The organism is Listeria grandensis (genome assembly GCF_014322885.1).
GTDB classification, from domain to species: domain Bacteria; phylum Bacillota; class Bacilli; order Lactobacillales; family Listeriaceae; genus Listeria_A; species Listeria_A grandensis.
In genome coordinates this window covers 64,749-83,828 of the sequence record NZ_JAASUG010000013.1, presented here as the reverse complement: position 1 = coordinate 83,828, position 19,080 = coordinate 64,749, and the positions used below count along the sequence as shown (strand labels likewise).

Annotated in this window: 17 protein-coding genes; 3 read left to right on the top strand and 14 right to left on the bottom strand. The window is 40.0% G+C overall.

Annotation, left to right across the window (positions count from 1 at the left end; genetic code table 11):
• The 4 genes from HCJ54_RS14290 to HCJ54_RS14275 all read right to left on the bottom strand — a co-directional run.
• Window positions 1–1,399, bottom strand: a 1,399-nt coding sequence (locus tag HCJ54_RS14290; protein WP_244966966.1) for a PA14 domain-containing protein, incomplete at its 3' end; no start/stop codon positions are given.
• A gap of 133 nt (window positions 1,400–1,532) precedes the next feature.
• Window positions 1,533–2,180, bottom strand: coding sequence for a Crp/Fnr family transcriptional regulator (locus HCJ54_RS14285; protein ID WP_187138123.1), 648 nt, complete (start codon window positions 2,178–2,180; stop codon window positions 1,533–1,535).
• A 369-nt stretch (window positions 2,181–2,549) separates the two neighbouring features.
• Window positions 2,550–4,022, bottom strand: a complete 1,473-nt coding sequence (locus tag HCJ54_RS14280; RefSeq protein WP_187138122.1) for an AcpB/EbpR/MafR family transcriptional regulator — start codon at window positions 4,020–4,022, stop codon at window positions 2,550–2,552.
• Window positions 4,023–4,945: 923 nt separating this feature from the next.
• Complete coding sequence (locus tag HCJ54_RS14275; RefSeq protein ID WP_187138121.1) at window positions 4,946–5,569, bottom strand: SH3 domain-containing protein; 624 nt, start codon at window positions 5,567–5,569, stop codon at window positions 4,946–4,948.
• Window positions 5,570–5,912: 343 nt separating this feature from the next.
• Here HCJ54_RS14275 and HCJ54_RS14270 point away from each other — a divergent pair, with 343 nt between their 5' ends.
• The 3 genes from HCJ54_RS14270 (at window position 5,913) to HCJ54_RS14260 (ending at window position 9,145) form a co-directional block, all read left to right on the top strand.
• Window positions 5,913–6,962, top strand: a complete 1,050-nt coding sequence (locus HCJ54_RS14270; RefSeq protein WP_187138120.1) for a lactonase family protein — start codon at window positions 5,913–5,915, stop codon at window positions 6,960–6,962.
• 59 nt (window positions 6,963–7,021) lie between these two features.
• On the top strand, window positions 7,022–8,059 hold the full coding sequence (locus HCJ54_RS14265) for an oxidoreductase (protein WP_187138119.1): 1,038 nt from the start codon (window positions 7,022–7,024) through the stop codon (window positions 8,057–8,059).
• Window positions 8,060–8,278: 219 nt separating this feature from the next.
• On the top strand, window positions 8,279–9,145 hold the full coding sequence (locus tag HCJ54_RS14260; RefSeq protein ID WP_187138118.1) for a hypothetical protein: 867 nt from the start codon (window positions 8,279–8,281) through the stop codon (window positions 9,143–9,145).
• A 77-nt stretch (window positions 9,146–9,222) separates the two neighbouring features.
• On the opposite strand, the gene HCJ54_RS14255 is transcribed toward HCJ54_RS14260, so the two are convergent.
• From HCJ54_RS14255 to sufD, 10 genes are all read right to left on the bottom strand, one after another.
• Complete coding sequence (locus tag HCJ54_RS14255) at window positions 9,223–9,630, bottom strand: VOC family protein (RefSeq protein ID WP_187138117.1); 408 nt, start codon at window positions 9,628–9,630, stop codon at window positions 9,223–9,225.
• 26 nt (window positions 9,631–9,656) lie between these two features.
• Window positions 9,657–9,953 (bottom strand): hypothetical protein, encoded by a 297-nt coding sequence (locus HCJ54_RS14250; protein ID WP_187138116.1) that lies wholly within the window; start codon window positions 9,951–9,953, stop codon window positions 9,657–9,659.
• 17 nt (window positions 9,954–9,970) lie between these two features.
• Window positions 9,971–10,651, bottom strand: a complete 681-nt coding sequence (locus tag HCJ54_RS14245) for a histidine phosphatase family protein (RefSeq protein WP_244966965.1) — start codon at window positions 10,649–10,651, stop codon at window positions 9,971–9,973.
• A gap of 110 nt (window positions 10,652–10,761) precedes the next feature.
• Window positions 10,762–11,868 (bottom strand): alpha/beta hydrolase, encoded by a 1,107-nt coding sequence (locus HCJ54_RS14240; RefSeq protein WP_187138114.1) that lies wholly within the window; start codon window positions 11,866–11,868, stop codon window positions 10,762–10,764.
• Between the two features lie 108 nt (window positions 11,869–11,976).
• Window positions 11,977–13,083, bottom strand: a complete 1,107-nt coding sequence (gene uvrC, locus HCJ54_RS14235) for an excinuclease ABC subunit UvrC (protein WP_187138113.1) — start codon at window positions 13,081–13,083, stop codon at window positions 11,977–11,979.
• A 217-nt stretch (window positions 13,084–13,300) separates the two neighbouring features.
• Window positions 13,301–14,056, bottom strand: coding sequence for a hypothetical protein (locus HCJ54_RS14230; RefSeq protein WP_187138112.1), 756 nt, complete (start codon window positions 14,054–14,056; stop codon window positions 13,301–13,303).
• Window positions 14,057–14,690: 634 nt separating this feature from the next.
• Entirely contained in the window at window positions 14,691–16,085 is a 1,395-nt protein-coding gene (gene sufB, locus HCJ54_RS14225) for a Fe-S cluster assembly protein SufB (protein ID WP_036065803.1), read from the bottom strand.
• A gap of 24 nt (window positions 16,086–16,109) precedes the next feature.
• Window positions 16,110–16,553 (bottom strand): Fe-S cluster assembly sulfur transfer protein SufU, encoded by a 444-nt coding sequence (gene sufU, locus HCJ54_RS14220; RefSeq protein WP_036065802.1) that lies wholly within the window; start codon window positions 16,551–16,553, stop codon window positions 16,110–16,112.
• Window positions 16,550–17,776 carry a cysteine desulfurase gene (locus tag HCJ54_RS14215; RefSeq protein WP_187138111.1) on the bottom strand — a complete coding sequence of 409 codons (1,227 nt, stop codon included), beginning with the start codon at window positions 17,774–17,776 and terminating at the stop codon, window positions 16,550–16,552. The genes sufU and HCJ54_RS14215 overlap by 4 nt, the downstream gene beginning before the upstream one ends.
• Before the next feature lies 1 nt (window position 17,777).
• Complete coding sequence (sufD, locus tag HCJ54_RS14210; protein ID WP_187138110.1) at window positions 17,778–19,070, bottom strand: Fe-S cluster assembly protein SufD; 1,293 nt, start codon at window positions 19,068–19,070, stop codon at window positions 17,778–17,780.
• Between the last annotated feature and the right edge of the window lie 10 nt (window positions 19,071–19,080).

Below are 19,080 nucleotides of genomic sequence, written 5' to 3'. Positions count from 1 at the left end.
CTTGATTTGTTGTTGGTTTGATCGCATTACTTGATGGCGTGTTGTTGTTGAATAGTTCGTCTACTGCTTTTTTCGCTACATCTTGGTTTGCTTTTTCTGTCGCCGATGCTGCGTTTTTAGCGTCTAGTTGGCTTTGCGCTTTGTTCAGATCGTTTTGTAACGCTGCTTTTTTCGTTGGGTCCGTTACTTTGTTGACTAAGGCTTGTGCGGCATCGATTTCAGCTTGCGTTAAGGTGCTTTTGATGTCGCCATTTGGATCTTTATTCGTGAATAAGTTGTTGACTGCTGCGCTTGCATCTTCAAATGATGTTCCTTCGTTAGATGCCACCGCTTTTTCTTTAGACTCATAGACATCTGTTACTTTAACGTCGCTATATGCTGGTTGACTAGGAGTTGTCCATCTCAATGAGGCATAGCCTTCGCGTCCCTCATTAACAAGTGTTTGCTCAATTTTGATGGTCGCTCCTTTTTCCAGATAGATACTCCCTGTTTCTGCATAATTCGGATACTTCAAGCTTTTAATCAATTCTTTCCCATCAACAGCAAGCGTATAGGAATCATCTCCACCGCCATTAAAACGGTAATTACCAGTTTCAGAAATATAAATATAACCTGTCTTCTTCACTGTATAATCAGTAGTTCCTACCCCTGGATACGGTTCCGTCGAGCCATAATGTTTTGTGAAGCTTTCAGGCTCAATTTCTTGACCTTTAAAAACATTGGATGAGGTGCCGTCAAAATATTCTGTCAAGACACCATGGTCCTTCATTTTTGCTGCGGCTTGTTCCGCTTGTTCTCTTGTTGGGAACGTACTAGAAAGAGGAATATCGTTTCTTTGCCCATCTGGATTTTCCAATATCAAGTTTGGCATTCCCCATTTTAAGGCCATAAAGCCGAGACTTCCATCGTTTTCCATCGTCTGTGAAATTTCAACGACATCTCCACCGTGAAAATAGCCTACATTCTTGTCATCAGTCGCATTATACGCACCAGTTGCTAACTTTTGCACTCCATTGATTTTAACGGACGTTCTGTCATCTCCTTGTGTTTTGAAATTATATTGCCCAGAAACTGGAATGACAACGAAAGCTGTTTTCGTAACGGAATAATTCGTTTTTCCTACCCCTGGAAAAGGCTCGTTCGTACCGAAATCCTCACTAAATGTTTTTGCTACATATTCTGTTCCAACCAAGTTACCTTGCCATGGATTAGTTTTAATAATTTGCGTATACTCTGCTTTTACGCCATTCTGGATTGTAACTTGCGCATTTGCCACTGGCGTCCCTGTTACATCAGCCGCTAACGTATTAAAAGGGATTGCCCCTAAGCTAGAAAACACAATAGTTCCTGCTACCATTACTTTCGATACTTTACTTATCACTTTGTTTTGCTTCTTCATTTTTAAAATCATTCTCCTTCTGAATTTGTTTTTTTAACTGTATACCCTTTGACTGACACTCCATATGATCATTTAAGTTTTTTGCGGGCGCGGGAGAACTTATAAACCCATATTTCTAATTTAGGTCACCTTATTATTTTCTGAATGTTAAAACACCTTCACTATTTTTTCCTATTAATTTAATTTCTTTTAGTTCTCTCAATACTCTATTAACACTAACTCTACTCACACCACAATAAGCAGCGATATAATGTGCATCCAAACCTTTTGGCAAAATAAACTTTTGCTGACTTATTTGTGTTCCTAGCTGTTCGAATAACAAAAGGATTCTGTCCTGCAACTCGTATTGAAACTGCTTGGCATATAATTCAGCAAGCTCCTCATTTCGATTCAATACCTCAATAAGGACGTCTGTAAAAAATGGGTGTGTTGCTAGTACGTTAAAAAAAGTATTTACATTAATTTTCTTTAATACAGCTTTGCTTAATGGCTCATAACTCACCTTACTATCACTAATAAATTGGTTGCTCCAAATAACGTCTGTTTCACTCAAGAATGCTTGACATATATTTTTTTCTATATTTTTATTATGAGTAAATATTTTGGCTATATGGCCTTCCTCTATGATGTAAATATCTTGAATCCTATCTTGTATTATTCTATCTCCTTTTCGAATAACTATCGTTTCCAATAAGTCATCCTGAAAATCATTGGAGTTTATGATACTTTGTAAAATTGTCTTATCCCGAATGAGTAGCTTGTTTATCGCTAAATAATCCATTTGTAAACCTCCATTAATATCTCCTTAAATGACTAGAATTAATACTACTATGTTTTTGTATTTTTATTAATACGCTAATCCAATCAAAACGTCTTTTTTATAAGTGCTTCAGAATGATACCGTGCTACTCATGTTTTATTTTTTTTTATATGTTTTTTTTTCCTTGCTATGACAAGGTTGATATCCGTCACAAATCTGACATTTTTTTATGTCTTTTTCTTGTGGTCAGTTGTTCTTGTTGTTAATTCTATTAAACCATTTTTAACAATTGATTAGAAATCAAATTTGGCTTCAACCTCCGCCATTCTATTTCCAACAAAAAAACTCCAGTATCAGCAACTTTACTGACACTAGAGCTTCCTTCTATTATTAAATAAATTCATCCATATGAAATATGACGTTACGAATTTGTTCCCAATCATTCTCTGTTGGAACCCGCTCGGACTTATATACTTCGCAGTCCAATACCACATCATCATCTTTGTAATTGCACACAACAACATCTACCTGACGTTCTTTTATAAGCTCATTCGTAACGTGCTCATTCGTCAAAAGTGTGATTCGGACATTTTTAATATTAAATTTCTCTACCAAAGTCGCCAAATAGTTCAAATAGGCGTTAGGACCATCGAATGTAAATAAAATGTGGCGCTCACGTTCTTTGAAACGCTTATTATAGGTCATACAATGTGTAAAAATCGTCAAATTCACTGCTACATCCTCTATATACTCCACGTTGGCAATTTGCATAATTGGATCATTTTGCAATAGATCTACCCATTTGTAAAACAACGTCTTATGCCCACCTTTTATGAGTTGATTGACCTCATAAACATTTTTTTGAAATAAAGGTGTTAGCTTAGACAATATAATTTGATTCCGAAAATAGGCAATGAAAACCCTTAAATCAGACGCTTCTATCGCATCAATACCTATCACTTGAAATGCCTTCGCTAGAAAATCATCGACTGCATCCATTTCTTCTTTAGAATGAAAACCACTTATAACTCTATCCCCTAAATACACAAAAATATCTAGTGTCAACAAATCCATGTACACCAGCTCATCTTCAGGCACACTATCTGCCACAAAAACCGGGAATAGTGATTCTACTACCTGAGCTAATACCTGATATGTCTCCATTTTTTTTTGCTTTTTTTTAAGTTCTGGATTTATTTTGATAAAGTGACCTTGTTTAATGCGAGTATTTACTACCATAATCCAATACAAACCTCTTCTGTGTTGTGAAAAATTACTCGTTTTCCTGATTTCATCATATCCAGCTAATAATTTCATGTGAAACTCATACTCAACTTCTGTTGGGTGGTTTATCGTTGAAATATCATTCATATTGTAAAAAAAGTAAAAAAAGAAATGGCGAATATTCACTTCCTCACCAAGGATTGCTATCGGTGTTAACGATAATTCAAGCTTAAATTCCTTTAATAGATTTTTCAGGTATGTTAAATATCTGTGTAACGTCGATGTAGATAGAAATAATTCATCAGCCCACTCATCGATACTCTTGAACTCTCCCTGAAAAACACCATTTACAATAAGAAGCAATGGCGATTCCTCAGAAATTCTAACAATCAGATCATCGACGTAATGCGAGTGATTAATGGAATACCCATACAGTGTATTTAGTTCTAATATTTCTTGTTCCGGAAACGAGTGCTCGATATCCTTTATGTCTCTAGATAATGTTCTTTTGGAAATATCCAAATCCTCTGCAATCTCATCCACCGTAAGAGGAAATTTAGCATCGTAAATTTTCTGCACTACCCTGATTTGTCGCCTAACCTTTTTTTCTGCGATCAACTGTAAAAAGAAATGATTCATCACAACACCCCCATAAAAGTAAGTACACAACTTCATATACGCTTGAACCTACACCTAGCCAATCCAAAGAAATAATTCACAGCTCTCCTTCTGCTAAACAAAATAGGACGAAGCTAGGGCATAAGAATATCTGAGGATACTCAAGTGTCCTAGCATTTTTCATATGTATAGAAATAAGTACACAAAAATAGCACGCTTTGTTAAAATTAATATACCAACCAAAACCCAACAAAAGAGTGCTATTAATATGTATCAATTATAACACGGCCTAATTAATTCTTCCAATGGATTTAGAATCGATAATTCCTGAAAATCATGTATCACGCATCATTCATTAACAAGTAGAAGAGATTCCAGAAGTATATATTCAAAGTTGGCAAACGGTAGAAGTCCACCCAAGCTATGATCCCAAAATGTTCGTGATTTCAAAGTCTATGAATGCGAAGACTGCTCAGCTTATCCTTTGCGAACAAAATGTACCACAGCCAAATCGAAATATCTATTATAATCCAGTTTTGGAAGAACTGAAAAATCGAGCAGGACGCAGCCTGACATCTGAAAAGACTTTATCTATCTAGCTGTAGCGGAAGATAGATGTAGAACCATTTTTGGGGCATGCCAAGGCTCTTTTTGGGATTCACTCGTTTTCGTTTACGAGGGGTAGCGACCGAAGTTTCATGGCTAATAATATGCGGAAGCTGGCACGCCTCGCGTACCTAAATGGAAAAATACACATCAAAAATCTTATTTAGATTTTCGATGTGTATTCTTTAGGTCAGAGAACATTTGTCTCAGAATTTCCCTATTTCCTTCTTCACTTCATGGGGGGAGTTTGTGCAAAAATCTATGTGATGAGTTACTAGCTACACTTAATAATCATGCCTGAAAAATAGTGTAACATTTCACTCTTGTTGCAACGAAATTCATTTCACGTTCAAGAATTCTGTCACTACATAACCAGTTTTACCTTTGTAGATCACTTTGCTCCAACCTTTGTTTTCTTGTACAAAAGTTACTTTTTCACCTTTTTTAAGTGTGCCGAGGATCTTAGATGTTCTGCTTTGATCCGCACGAACGTGTACCGCCGTGTTTGCTGTCACCGTTTTTGTTGTAGCTTTTGCTACGACTGGTGCTTTTGTAGTTGCTTTTTTTACTGGTGTTACAACTTTTGGCTGTACTGCTTTTTTAGTGGGGGCTGCTTTTACTGAATTAACTTGTTTGCCCGGTATGTTTAGGTAGCGAGTCCCTACATATCCTGTTTTTCCTTTATAAGTAACTTTACTCCAACCATAATCGTCTTTTATGAAATATACTTTCTCGCCTTTTTTAAGTGTACCGAGTACTTTTGATCCAGTGCTTTCACTAGCCCGTACTTTCACTGCTGATTTTGCCGTTACCATCTGTGGTTTGGCTGTATAGTGTGTTGTTTGTGCTGCATCTACTGTGGATGCTCCTGCTCCTGCCGCTACTGTTGTGAATGCAAGTGTTAATGCCAATCCTGTTGCTGCTACCAATTTAGTTGTTTTTTTACTAATTACGTTGTTCATCGTAATCTCTCCTTCAAATTTAAATTATAGGTGCTAGGATAGCTGCAGTTTTACTTATTTTCTAAGGGGCGCCCTTTCGATATCCTTATATTACACCCGCATTATTACAAAGTCAACCCTTACATTACATTTACATTTCTTTTATTTCTCGTTTTCATAGAATTATTACAGAAAAAGAGACTTATAAAAGGTTTTCATTCAAATTTTGTGCTCTACACGCCAAGTTAAACAGGTTGAGACCTTTTTTTCGTAACAAAATTGTAACATAATTTTATAAGCCTATACTTTTCTCCAGCTATGCTATAATGGAATAGAAAAGAAAGCTTAAAGGAGGAAATGATTAATGGCTAACAAAGAAGCAATTGCCTACATTGGTACATACACCAAAGTAGAAAGTGAAGGAATTTATCGCCTTCATATTGATAAGAAGACAGGTGAAATCACGCAGAATAAGCTTGCTGGGAAGATGGACAATCCGACTTACTTGAAACTTACGGATGATCAAAAATATCTTTATTCTGTAGCAAAAGATGGCGAAAATGGTGGTGTTGCTGCTTTTGCTATTAAAGAAGACGGCTCTTTAGATTACTTAAATCAAGAAGTAAAAGCCGGAAATCCTCCTTGCTACGTGGATGCTTCGAAAAACGGCGCTTATGTCGTTTCCGCGAACTATCACTTAGGAACCATTGTTACCTATCCAACCGAAAAAAATGGCGCGCTAAAAGCTCCAAGCTCCGAAGTACAACACATTGGTACAGGGCCTAATCCTGACCGCCAAGAAAAAGCCCATGCCCATTTCGCTGGTTTCACGCCAGATGAGAAATTTGTCATCACGTGTGATCTTGGAACAGATTATGTCACTACTTACGCCCTAAAAGACGGCATCCTTGAAAAAGTGAGCGATTTGAAAGTCAAAGGTGGCAGTGGTCCTCGTAACCTAGTCTTCCATCCAAATGCAAAAATTGCTTACATCATGACAGAAATGGCTGCGGACGTTGTCGTTGCTTCCTACGATGAACAAACTGGCGCTTTGACTGAAATCCAAAACATCGCCTCTCTACCGGCTGATTTCACTGCTGAAAACAAAGGTAGTGCCATTCATATCTCGAACGACGGTCGCTTCCTTTACGTTTCGAACCGCGGACAAGATGCAGTTGTTACTTTTGCAATTGATGCGGAAGGTAAACTGAGCTTGGTGGCTACTACTCCGGTTGAAGGCGTCGGCCCTCGTGACTTCGACCTTGATCCAACTGGCGAAATTTTATTGGTATCCAACGAAAACACGAACAATGTAACGGTATTTGGCGTCAATAAAGAAACTGGCGCACTTACTCTACTACAAAAAGACATCCACGTACCTGAACCGGTTTGTGTGAAATTCATTAACGAATAAAACGAAGAGGCTCCTCACGCAGGCAATACGTTCGGAGCCTCTTTTAAGGAGGAAATAAGATGGTTCTTACAATGGGTTATATTGGTTTTGGAAAAAGTACGACGCGATATCACATGCCGTATACACTGATTCGCGATCATATTCGAATTAAAACGATTTACAATCACAGACGCAAGCCAGAGCTGGAAGCGGATTACGCGAAGTATGGCATTCAATTTACTGATCAGCTTGATGAGCTTTTGCAAGACATAGAAATTCAACTCGTCAGCATCTGCACGCCTGCAAGCACACACTATGAACTAGCGAAAAAAGCTTTGCAAAACGGCAAAAATGTTCTCGTTGAAAAACCGTTCTGCACAACTTCTGAAGAGGCGGAAGAACTTTTTGAACTGGCGAAATCAAAAGGTTTAATTGCGATGGCTTACCAAAACCGTCGTTTCGATAGTGATTTCTTGGCGGTAAAGGAAGTTTTGGCTAGTGGGAAAATAGGTGATCTTGTAGAACTGGAATCACATATGGATTATTATCGTCCGGAGGCGCCAGATTCTGATGGGGAATATTACGACGGAGCTTTTTATGGACTTGGCGTTCACATGATGGATCAAATTATTGATTTGTTCGGTCGCCCTGAAGAAGTTAGTTACGACATTCGTTCTGTTCGCAATCCGAATAATCCTGATGACACATTTGAAGTACAATTCTTCTATCCAAAGCATAAGGTAATTGTGAAGACAAGCCATTTGGTGAATATTCCATATCCGAAGTTCATCCTTCACGGTACAAAAGGCAGCTTCGTGAAATATGGTATCGACCAGCAGGAAACATGCCTAAAAGCTGGTGTAATGCCTGGTGATGCGAATTTCGGTATTGATCCTGAGAGCCATTATGGTACGCTTGTTTATGTCAATGAAAATAACGAAACCGTGCAAGAAACCGTACCTACACCACTTGGTGATTATGGCCGTCTTTATGATCAGTTGCATGATGCCATTTTAAACAGTACGCAAAAATTAGTAAGCGACAACGAAACACTTACAAATATGACGATATTAGAACAAGGCTTCACTGGGAAAAATCCACGTGTGATTTCTTTATAACTGTTAGGTCATTGTATATTAAATTTTTCCTCCATATCAAATGAGCCTTCTATTTGATACGGAGGCTTTTTTATAGTAGCCTTCCTCAATCGCAACTACCCTCTAAAAGAAAGCGTTCTCTTTTTTTATTTTTTTGCATAAAAATTCTTTTTTATGTAACTTTTTAACAAACAAATAGATGGTATACTTGTACTATCAAAAAGAAAAGGAGAGAACAAAATGAAAACAATAAAAAAAAATACCATTCTGGTCGCCGCCGGAATAGGATTAACTTTAGGAAGCTTCACTGTTGGTAATTCGGGTATTGCTCAAGCAGCTGAACACAATAGTAATGTAACTGCTACCAGCAACGCGTCTATCGATGTACCATTCTTGGCTGGAAACTTACTAAATACCAGTAAAGAGGCCACATTTATCGGCCCCCCAAATGCCACTTTAGTTGTCAATGGACAAAACTATACGAGCAATACTGACGGAGTTTTTCATATTCAATTACCGAATTATCTAGAGTTAGGTGATAATGTTATTACAAAGTTCATCTCATCAACAGGGGTTAGCAGTGCCACGAAAGTATACACCGTAGCAAATGGAAACACGATAGATCCTGCAGTCACCACTGGAGCAAACATGCTATTTGGAAGTGTACGGCCACATTCTATTGTAACTCTTTTAGTAAATGGAAAAGAATCTGGTTCTGCATACTCATTTGGCTATGGTCAGTGGTACATAAGACTGGGCTCCCCTATCCCTCTTGGAGATAGTGTTATGCTACGAGTAACTTCATCAGAGTATAGTCAGGTTTTATATAGTCCAGTCTACAATGTTAAGCCTTCTACTACCGCATTACCAAAAGGGCCGCAATTAGTACAAGAAGTTACCGATCGTAGTACAGATATCCTCTTTACTGCGACGCCTTATTCTAGACTGACACTACTAGGAAAGCGATATTCTGCTGATTCTGCTGGGATCATTCACGTTAAACTAGATGCTTTGTTAAAATCTGGAACCATGTTAACAGCCACCATGGTCGATGACTACGGTAACGTATGTGAACCACTCACATTTACAGTAACCGCATCACGTTAATACTTTAGAAAAGCCCTCCCCATTTTCTCTGGGAAGGGCTTTTCTAGCTTTATTTCGTCACAAACGTTTTTCCTATTTTACCAAACCAACTGCCAAGTCACGCCGAACTTATCAGTAACCCATGTTACTTTTTTAAACGGTGGAAGCTCGATTGGTCCCATCATCACAGAACCTCCATCGGAAAATGCCGCAAACAGGCGATCAAACTCTACTTCCTCTTCACACTGCACTAAAATCGAAGTTGCCCACGAAAACGGCGTAGCATACTCTGCCTCCATATCCATTACCATAAATGATTGACCACGAATATCGAACGTACCATTAAGTAGCTTACCGGTTTCCCCACGATCGCTTTCGCCGATATATGTTTTGCCGAACGTCTTCGCATCTTCACCGAACAGCCCAACGTAGAAATCCATCGCCGCCTCTGCTTCCCCACTAAACGTTAAAAAAGTAGAAATCGGTTTTCTTGTTTCAAATGCCATAATTTTCATTCCTCCATCTCATTTTTTTACATCACACCTATTAATATCAACAAGAAGAAAATCACCCAAAATACGATATAGGCCATCGAAATAATAAAGCCAATAATCGGTAAGAAATTGCGCTCTGTCTCCCTTGCAATACCCCAAATTGAAAAAATCATCGCCACTACCGCCACACCAAAAATCACAATAAACCAATTACTCGACGTGACAAATCCAAACTCAACTGGCTTTATAAAAATCATCACGATACATAGAATTCCTAGTAAAAATGCCAAAATACCTAAGAGTGTTGTTCTTTTTTTGATCGGTTCATCTTCCATGTCCTTCATCCCTTATCCTAATTTTTAACGATGCCACGCGCAACATACTGCATGTCATTCGCCGACTCTACAGTGTATTCCCCATTTGCATAACTTATTTTAGTGACACTCGCATTTTCAATGGGACCATCCACGCGGTTTGGAGCCAGTAGTGAAAGCAAAATATTGATAACCATACCGTGACAAATCACGAGTACATTCCCATCTCTATGTTCTTCACAGATCAAGTCCAGCGACTGAAGCAATCGCTCCGTGAAAACATCCCAATTCTCCGCCATACCAGTCTCATCCATTTCGGCTACCGCATCAATCATCACCCGTGGCGCATCATGCTTATGTACCTCAAAAAATGCCTCCACAGACGGAAAACCATGCCTCTTACTCACCGTCTCCCACATAAAAAGATTGTATTCGCCTTCAAATTTACCAAAGCCGAATTCGCGTAAGCCCTTCAACTGATTCACCGGCAACTGAAAATCTGCGTGATGCATCACAATATCTGCTGTTTCAAGCGTCCGTCCACGATCACTCGTGTAAAGCGCTTCAAATGTTGTATCTGCTAAACCGCGTCCCAATTGTTCTGCGACTAGGACCCCCTCCGCAGTCAGTGGCGAATCCGCCCATCCTTGCACGCGCTCCGTTGTATTAAGCATTGTCTTACCATGCCTCGTTACAAATAACGTTACTTTTCCAGTCATTTTAACAAACACCGCCGTTTCTTCCATTATACCACTAGTTTATCAAGCTACATCATGTTTTGCAATCGTTCCAACCAAAAGTCCGGATACACTTCTATTTTACGCAGGAATTATTTTCTATGCTTGCCTATAAAATCAATCATTTCTAGTACACAATCCTCGCTTTGCGGGTAATATCCCACCTTATCAATATAAGCGTGCCCAAGCCCTTTGTATACTACTGTTGTTGTGTCAATCCCAGCAAGTGTCAATTTACGCGCATACGCCAACGTTTCAATTTTTAGAAAGTCGTGTTCCCCTACAGTGACGAATGTTGGTGGCAAATCTGAGCTAACCTCCAAATACGGTGTTAAATATTTATTCATCAAATCCTTTGTTCCTAGAAAATCTCCTAAACTACCCGATAAGTCATCAAACATATCCAGCGACATATTGATAACCTTGCTATGTTTAGAATAAATATCAAATTTTTCTTTACTAAAATGAACATGTTCGTCTTTTACGCCACCCATATTGACCGTTGGATAAAGTAATAATTGGCCTCTAACCAAATTGCTCCCGTCTTCTAACGATTTGTTCGTACAATACTGCGTTAAATTCCCACCTGCACTATCACCTGCTACAAAAATATTAGTTGGATCCCCACCAAATCGAACCGCATTTTCATGTATCCATTTAAGCCCTGTATAACAATCCTCATGACCTACTGGATACGGATTTTCAGGTGCTAAGCGGTAATCGATAGAGCAGGCAATCATATTCGTGTTCGCAACAAATAATTTGAGCGCTTCGGTAACTACATCCACACTGCCGGCAAAGAAACCTCCTCCATGAATAAAATAAAGTATTGGGGCGTTCTCCAATGGGGCCTCTGATTTGAAACAATACATTGGCATATCATAGCTTCCGCTCGCCTTTATCAGGAATTTCGTTGTTCTAATTTCCTCTTCTACCATTGGATAACTATCCACACTGTTAAATATTTTTCTTAATCTCACCAAGGATTTCGGACTCGAGTCCATCTTGAACATGCTTTTCGGAATGAAAGTGGACAAGAGAGCCATTTTCTTCATCTCTTTATAAAGACGAGGATCCATGGCACCTTTTATGTCGCAATCAGGTATATGCTTAAGCAAAACTTCTACTTCATCGACCAGCACTACTTCTTGCTTCTTTTTGATATCATCAACTAGGCTTTCTGAATATTTTCTTAGCATCTTTATTTCGCCTCTTCCTCACTTAACATTTTTTGATCATCCACGCAGTTGAAACTCATCCTTTTAAGCACTCTCTTTGTTGTTTACGCCTAACATATTTGTAGCAGACTAATTGGGGCCTCCGTTTTCTTTTTCCTCTGCATAATCTATCATTTTAAAATGGGCATCTAGTGCACTTTTGGCATTTTCATGAATGCGCTCTAGCAATGCTTTTTTTTCACCTTTCTGTGGTACTCTTACTTTTATACCTAGTGCACTCGCCAATAATTTCGCATCCAGTTGCTCAGGAACAAGTAACTCTTTTGGTCTCAAATGATTAGGGTCCGTATAAAAAGCCATCAGGAAACTCTCCACCAGTTCACTTTCTTCCCCTACAAGTTCCAAGACTTTAGAATTTCTCCCAGCAACCGCTCCGTTCCGTAAAAAGCTGATTTGAATAGCGCAAAACTGATCGCGTGTTACGAAATGAATGGCATCACGATGACCAAAATCCCGCGTTAGCACTTTTTCCTTGTCTGTTATCCGATCTAAAACGTTCAAAAGTTCGTGTGTTTCCTTCGCCCGTTCAAATTCAAGATTGTCTACTTGCTGCTTCAAATGGTTTTCTAGCTCGCGTTTCACATCTTTATATCCGCTGCCATAAAAAAAGGCCTCTATCTTCTGGATTTGAGCCTCGTATTCTTCTTTAGTGACCTCTCGTGCGCAAGGGCCAAGACACATACCTATCTGGTAGTAAAAACAAGGACGGCCTCTCTTCCCTTCACAATGACAGAGTGGATAGATTTTTTGTAACAATTCATGCGTTTCCGTAGCCTTATAACTACTAGCATACGGACCGAAATAACGGGCACCATCTTTTTTAATTTCTTTCGTTAGCTCGAGATGTGGGTTTGCTTCTTTTGTGATCTTAAGATATGTATACTGAATTTCATCTTTGAGCATCACATTATACGGCGGCTGATATTTCATAATGAGCGTCATCTCTAACAGTAAAGCCTCTTGTTCAGAATCAGTAATAATAAGTTCCAAATCATGGATATGGTGAACTAAGCGCGCTGTTTTTCCAATTTGGGTCTTAGTAAAGTAAGATTTCACACGGTGTTTTAAGTTCTTGGATTTCCCGATGTATAAGATGGCTTCTTTTTTGTCACGATATATATAACACCCTGGCAATTCAGGCAATGTTTTTAATTTTTGTTCCAAATTGGGTTCCATGGTAACACCTCCAAAAAAACGTATGTTCGTTCTTTCATTTTAAGCTTCATTTAAAAATTTGTAAAGAGATCTAAAAATGGTGGTCCCAGATAATAAAAAAATACTTGGTATCGCTCCACGTCATGGGAGTGATACCAAGTATTTTTAACTCTAGAGTTTGTTCTGCTAGTACAACAGATTCTGCTGGTGTTGGGTCTGGTTGATTTTTTGAGAGTTATTACTTAGCTGCTTGAATGATTATATCCGTTGCAAGACTTTCTTCGTAATTCTTGTTTGCTGTTTTAACAGAAATTTTACCTCCAGCTACAAGAACGCTAGCTGGTAAATTGACTGAGAATCTCCCATTTTGCACGCCTACAATGCGCATGTCTCCATTTGAAAAAGCAACAATTACAGTAACTGCAGATTTATCTGTCGTTACACCAGAAAGAATAGTACTACTTGTATTAACTGTTCCAACTATTTGAGGCGCTGAAGCTTGAGTAGTAGGTGTTACTGGAGTTACTGGTTTTACCGGAGTAACTGGTGTTACTGGAACAACAGGCGTTGCTGGAGTAATAGGTGTTAATGGAACAACAGGTGTTACTGGTTGGCTTTTTGAAGCTGCTTTAACGATTACGTCAGTTGCAAGACTTTCTTCATAATTCTTGTTTGCTGTTTTAACAGAAATTTTACCTCCAGCTACAAGAACGCCAGCTGGTAAATTAACTGAGAATTTCCCGTTCGATACTCCTACAATTCGTTGATTTCCGTTTGAAAAAGTAACAATTACAGTAGCTGCAGATTTATCTGTCGTTGAACCGGAAAGAATACTACTATCCGCAAAGACCTCTCCGCTAATAACTGGTGCTGATACTTGTTTTGTAGCTGCAGATGCTTCTGGTGATGCCATACCTAAATAAGTTGGTGAAGCTGCAAGAGAAAGTGCTAATGCGATTGCTACTGCTGGTTTTAAATATTTTTTGTTCTTCATAAGTTGATAACCCCTTAATATAATGTTTTTTTGGTATTTCTGCTTTTTACAAGGATAGTAAGTTTCCAAACCTACATTACTTGCTGGATCCAGAACTGAATTATATCATTTATATATTGTTCTGTCTACAACTTTTAAAATCATTTGCAGTTAATAAACAATATGGACTAGCGCTTGCACTTAAAAAAATACCGAAAAAAACACACACCGGTATAGGTATAAAAAACTAAAGAAATATTACATATATAATGCGGCTTAAATCATTGCCTTATCTAACATTCACTACTATAAACAATAGTGTCAAGGAACTATTCAACTCCGTCTACAGCCCATGATTTGATTAGTTCCTCTTATCAATAAGCAGTCATTAGATTTAACAGCACACATAATTTTAGTAATATATATTAAGTTTAGTGACGAAAGTCTGAAACTAGTGTAAAATTGGTTTCTAAGTGATTTAGGTATAAAAGTACTAACCAACTTGCCAATACCTATTTTGGTATTACTCAGAAAATAGAAGGAGACAAACCAAAAAGTTCACCTCCTACACAAAAAGATAACTAAGTGACATGCCACTTAGTTATCTTCCTTCTAAACATATTACAAACCCTGATCTTAAAGGATTATTAGCGTATTACCCAATAGAGCCTTCCATTTCGAACTTAATCAAACGGTTCATTTCGACGGCATATTCCATTGGTAATTCTTTTGTAAATGGCTCAATGAAGCCCATTACGATCATTTCTGTTGCTTCTTCCTCTGTTACCCCACGGCTCATCAGATAGAATAGTTGTTCCTCAGATACTTTGGAAACTTTCGCTTCGTGTTCTAGGGAAATGTCGCTATTCAAGATTTCGTTGTAAGGAATTGTATCAGATGTCGATGCGTTATCCATAATCAACGTGTCACACTCGATATTCGAGCGAGATCCTGCTGAATTACGGCCAAAGTGAACGATACCACGATAGGTTACGTTACCACCTTGTTTGGAGATGGATTTTGAGACGATAGTGGACGACGTGTTTGGTGCCAAGTGAAGCATTTTCGCTCCGGCATCTTGGCGTTGGCCTTTACCAGCAATCGCGATGGAGAGCGTCATACCACGTGCGCCTTCCCCGCGAAGATGAACCGCCGGGTATTTCATCGTTAATTTCGAGCCGATGTTTCCATCAATCCATTCCATTGTCGCATTTTCATCACAGAAAGTACGTTTCGTTACTAGATTGTACACGTTATTTGCCCAGTTTTGAATCGTTGTATAACGGCAATATGCATCGCGTTTAACAATGATTTCAACAACGGCTGAGTGAAGGGAGTTAGTCGTATAAACTGGTGCTGTACAACCTTCTACGTAGTTTACACTCGCGCCTTCATCCACGATAATCAGCGTGCGCTCAAATTGTCCCATATTCTCCGAGTTAATGCGGAAATAGGCTTGTAGCGGTGTATCCACTTTCACGCCTTTTGGAACGTAGATGAACGAGCCACCAGACCATACAGCGGAGTTTAGCGCTGCGAATTTGTTATCGGTTGGCGGGATTACTTTTGAAAAATACTCGCGGAAAATGTCTTCGTTTTCTTTGAGCGCTGAATCTGTGTCTTTGAAAACGATTCCGATGTCTTCTAGATCTTTTTTCAGGTTGTGATAAACTACTTCGGATTCGTACTGCGCGGAAGCACCGGCAAGATATTTCTGCTCTGCTTCTGGAATTCCAAGTTTGTCGAAGGTACGCTTAATTTCGTCAGGAACCTCGTCCCAATCGTTTACCGTGTGATCCGATGGCTTCACGTAGTAACGAATATCCTCAAATTTCAGTTCAGATAAGTCGCCACCCCATTGCGGCATCGGCATTTTATAAAATTGTTCTAAAGACTTCAAGCGGAAATCAAGCATCCACTGAGGTTCTTCTTTAATGCTTGAAATTTCTCTTACGATATCTTCTGTTAAGCCGCGTTCACTACGGAAAACGGATGTATCTTTATCATGAAAACCGTATTTATACTCGCCCATTTCTGGAATTTCAGTCATAGTCAAGATCCTCCTTTATACTTATTATTTCTTTCCCTCAAATTCGAAAATCGCACGCTCCATGGCTTTCCATGAAAGAGTCGCACATTTAATTCGAGCTGGGAATTTGGCAACGCCGGATAATGCTTCCACATCACCGTTCTCATCGATCACATCGTGTTCATGACCTTGTACCATTTCTGAAAAGTCACGTGACATTTTGAGGGCTTCTTTTTCTGATTTGCCGATAATGCTCTCGGTCATCATCGAAGCGCTCGCCATCGAAATCGAACATCCGCTACCTGTAAATTTGGCGGCAGTGATGATTTCATTTTCCACTTTAAGATGGAGATGAATTTCGTCACCACACGTCGGGTTATTCAGGTCAATCGTGACACTTTCGTCGTCGAGCGTGCCGTTGTTACGCGGATTTTTGTAGTGATCCATAATAACTTGGCGATATAATTGATCTAATTTGCGACCACTCATAGTCCGAAATACTCCTTTGTTAGCTTGAGGCCAGCGATAAACTGGTCGACCTCCTGCTTGGTATTATATACGTAAAAACTTACTCTGGCTGTGGAGGACGTGTCCAACCACTTCATGAGCGGCTGTGCGCAATGATGTCCAGCGCGGATTGCCACGCCCTCTTCATCAAGCACTGTCGCGATATCATGGGGATGCGCTCCTTCTAAATTAAACGTAATCAGTCCACAACGCTTCGTCGCGTCCAGTGGACCATATATTGTAATCCCGTCCAACTTCTGCATTTCTGCCATTGCATAGGCGGTCAATTCTTCTTCGTGATTGTGAATCAGGTCAAAACCGATCGTTTCCAAATAGTCAATCGCCGCGCCAAGACCAATCGCTCCCGCAATATTTGGCGTCCCTGCTTCCATTTTCCACGGTAGTTCTTTCCACGTTGCATCCTGTAACTCTACAAAATCGATCATTTCGCCACCAAATTCAGTCGGGTTCATCGCATCAAGCAATTCCCGTTTCCCATAAAGCGCACCAATTCCCGTCGGCGCCATCATTTTATGACCCGAAAAAGCGTAGAAATCAGCGTCTAGCGCGAGAACATCGACCTTCATGTGCGGCACAGCTTGCGCGCCATCAACAACGATAATTGCACCAACCGAGTGCGCCAAATCCGCAATCGCGCGAACTGGTGCAATCGAGCCAATCACATTAGAAACATGAGCAATCGCAACAATCTTTGTCTTTTCGTTGATTACTTTTTCGGCATTGGCAAGTGTAATCGTTGCGTCTGCATCCAAATCGATATAAACAAGCGTCGCGCCCGTCCGTTTCGCCAATTGCTGCCACGGAATCAAGTTACTATGATGCTCCAAGTGAGAAATCACAATCTCATCTCCCGCTTGTAAATTCGCGTCACCATAACCGTTTGCAACCATATTAATCGCCGTCGTCGTCCCGCGCGTGAAAATAATTTCCGCCGTCTCCCGTGCACCAATAAAGCGCGCAACTTTGGCTCGACTTCCTTCATAAGCATCCGTCGCACGAGCTGCCAACGTATGCACACCACGGTGAACATTCGCGTTTTCCCACTCATAATACTTCATTACCGCATCCAAGACCTGCTTCGGCTTTTGGGAAGTAGCTGCATTATCCAGATAAGCAAGCGGTTTTTCATTGATCTCTTGCTTTAAAATCGGAAAATCAGCCTGAATTTTTTGGGTTAGCGTCATATTAGCGCACTTTCCCTTCGATAACTTCCTTCAATTGAAGTTTCACGCTTTCGATTGGTAGTTGACGCACAACTGGATCGAGGAAACCATGAATAACAAGACGTTCTGCTTCTTGTTTCGAGATTCCGCGACTCATTAGATAGAAAAGTTGCAACGGATCCACACGGCCAACTGACGCCGCGTGCCCTGCTACTACATCATTTTCATCAATTAAAAGAATTGGATTCGCATCTCCACGCGCTTTTGGACTAAGCATTAACACGCGAGATTCTTGTTGCGCATCCGATTTCGACGCGCCATGTTTAATATGCCCAATACCATTGAAAATCGTTGTCGCGCTATCTTTCATAACTCCATGTGACAAAATCGTACCTAGCGAAGCCAAGCCGTAATGCGTCACACGTGTCGTAATGTTTTGCGTTTGCTTCCCACGACCAACCGTCACGGTTTTTACATCGCTGACAGAGCCATTGCCCATCAAGTTCGTCGTATTTTCATTAATCGTGTCGCCATCGTTCATCAAACCAAGCGCCCACTCCACACGGCTATCGTTGCCAACATGTCCACGGCGGCTAACATAAGTCGTCGCGCCACTTCCCAAGTTGTCCACCGCACCGAATTTAATTTGCGCGTTATTCTCCGCAATCACTTCAGCAACAATGTTCACAATACCTTTATTCTCCGCGTCAAGCGTCACATAGTTCTCCACATACGTCACCGCGCTATTATCATCCGCAACCAATAACACATGGTTTACGAGTGGTGAAGCTGCGTTTCCGTGTGCAAAAACCGCTTGAATCGGCTCTTTTACTTCCACGTTTTTCGGTACATATAAGAACAATCCACCGTTCACAAGCGCCGTATGGAAGGCCGTCAAACGACTTTCATCCACTTTCACCGCTTCGGTCATGAAATATTTCTGTACCAATTCCGGATGTTCCTTCGCAGCCGTGATGATATCCGTAAAAATAACACCAGCATCCGCTAATTCCTTATTTAAATGCAGTCGCGCTGGGCGATTATCGATTTGGACGTACACATTTGCGTCCTCACTGATTAGCGTTTGCACACTTTCAGGTAACGCCTCATTCGTCACACCCGCTTGAAAAGCCGCAAAAGCCTCAAACTTCGTGAAATTCCAGCGATCAATCTTTGTTTTATCTACAAACGGCAATGCTAATTCAGAAGCTTGTTGCCATGCGTTTATCCGTAGCTCTGTTAACCAGCCAGGCTCGCCTAAATCGCCTGAAAAAGCACGGATAAAATCATCTTTTACAGCTAAATTTTCTGTCATGATTTATCCC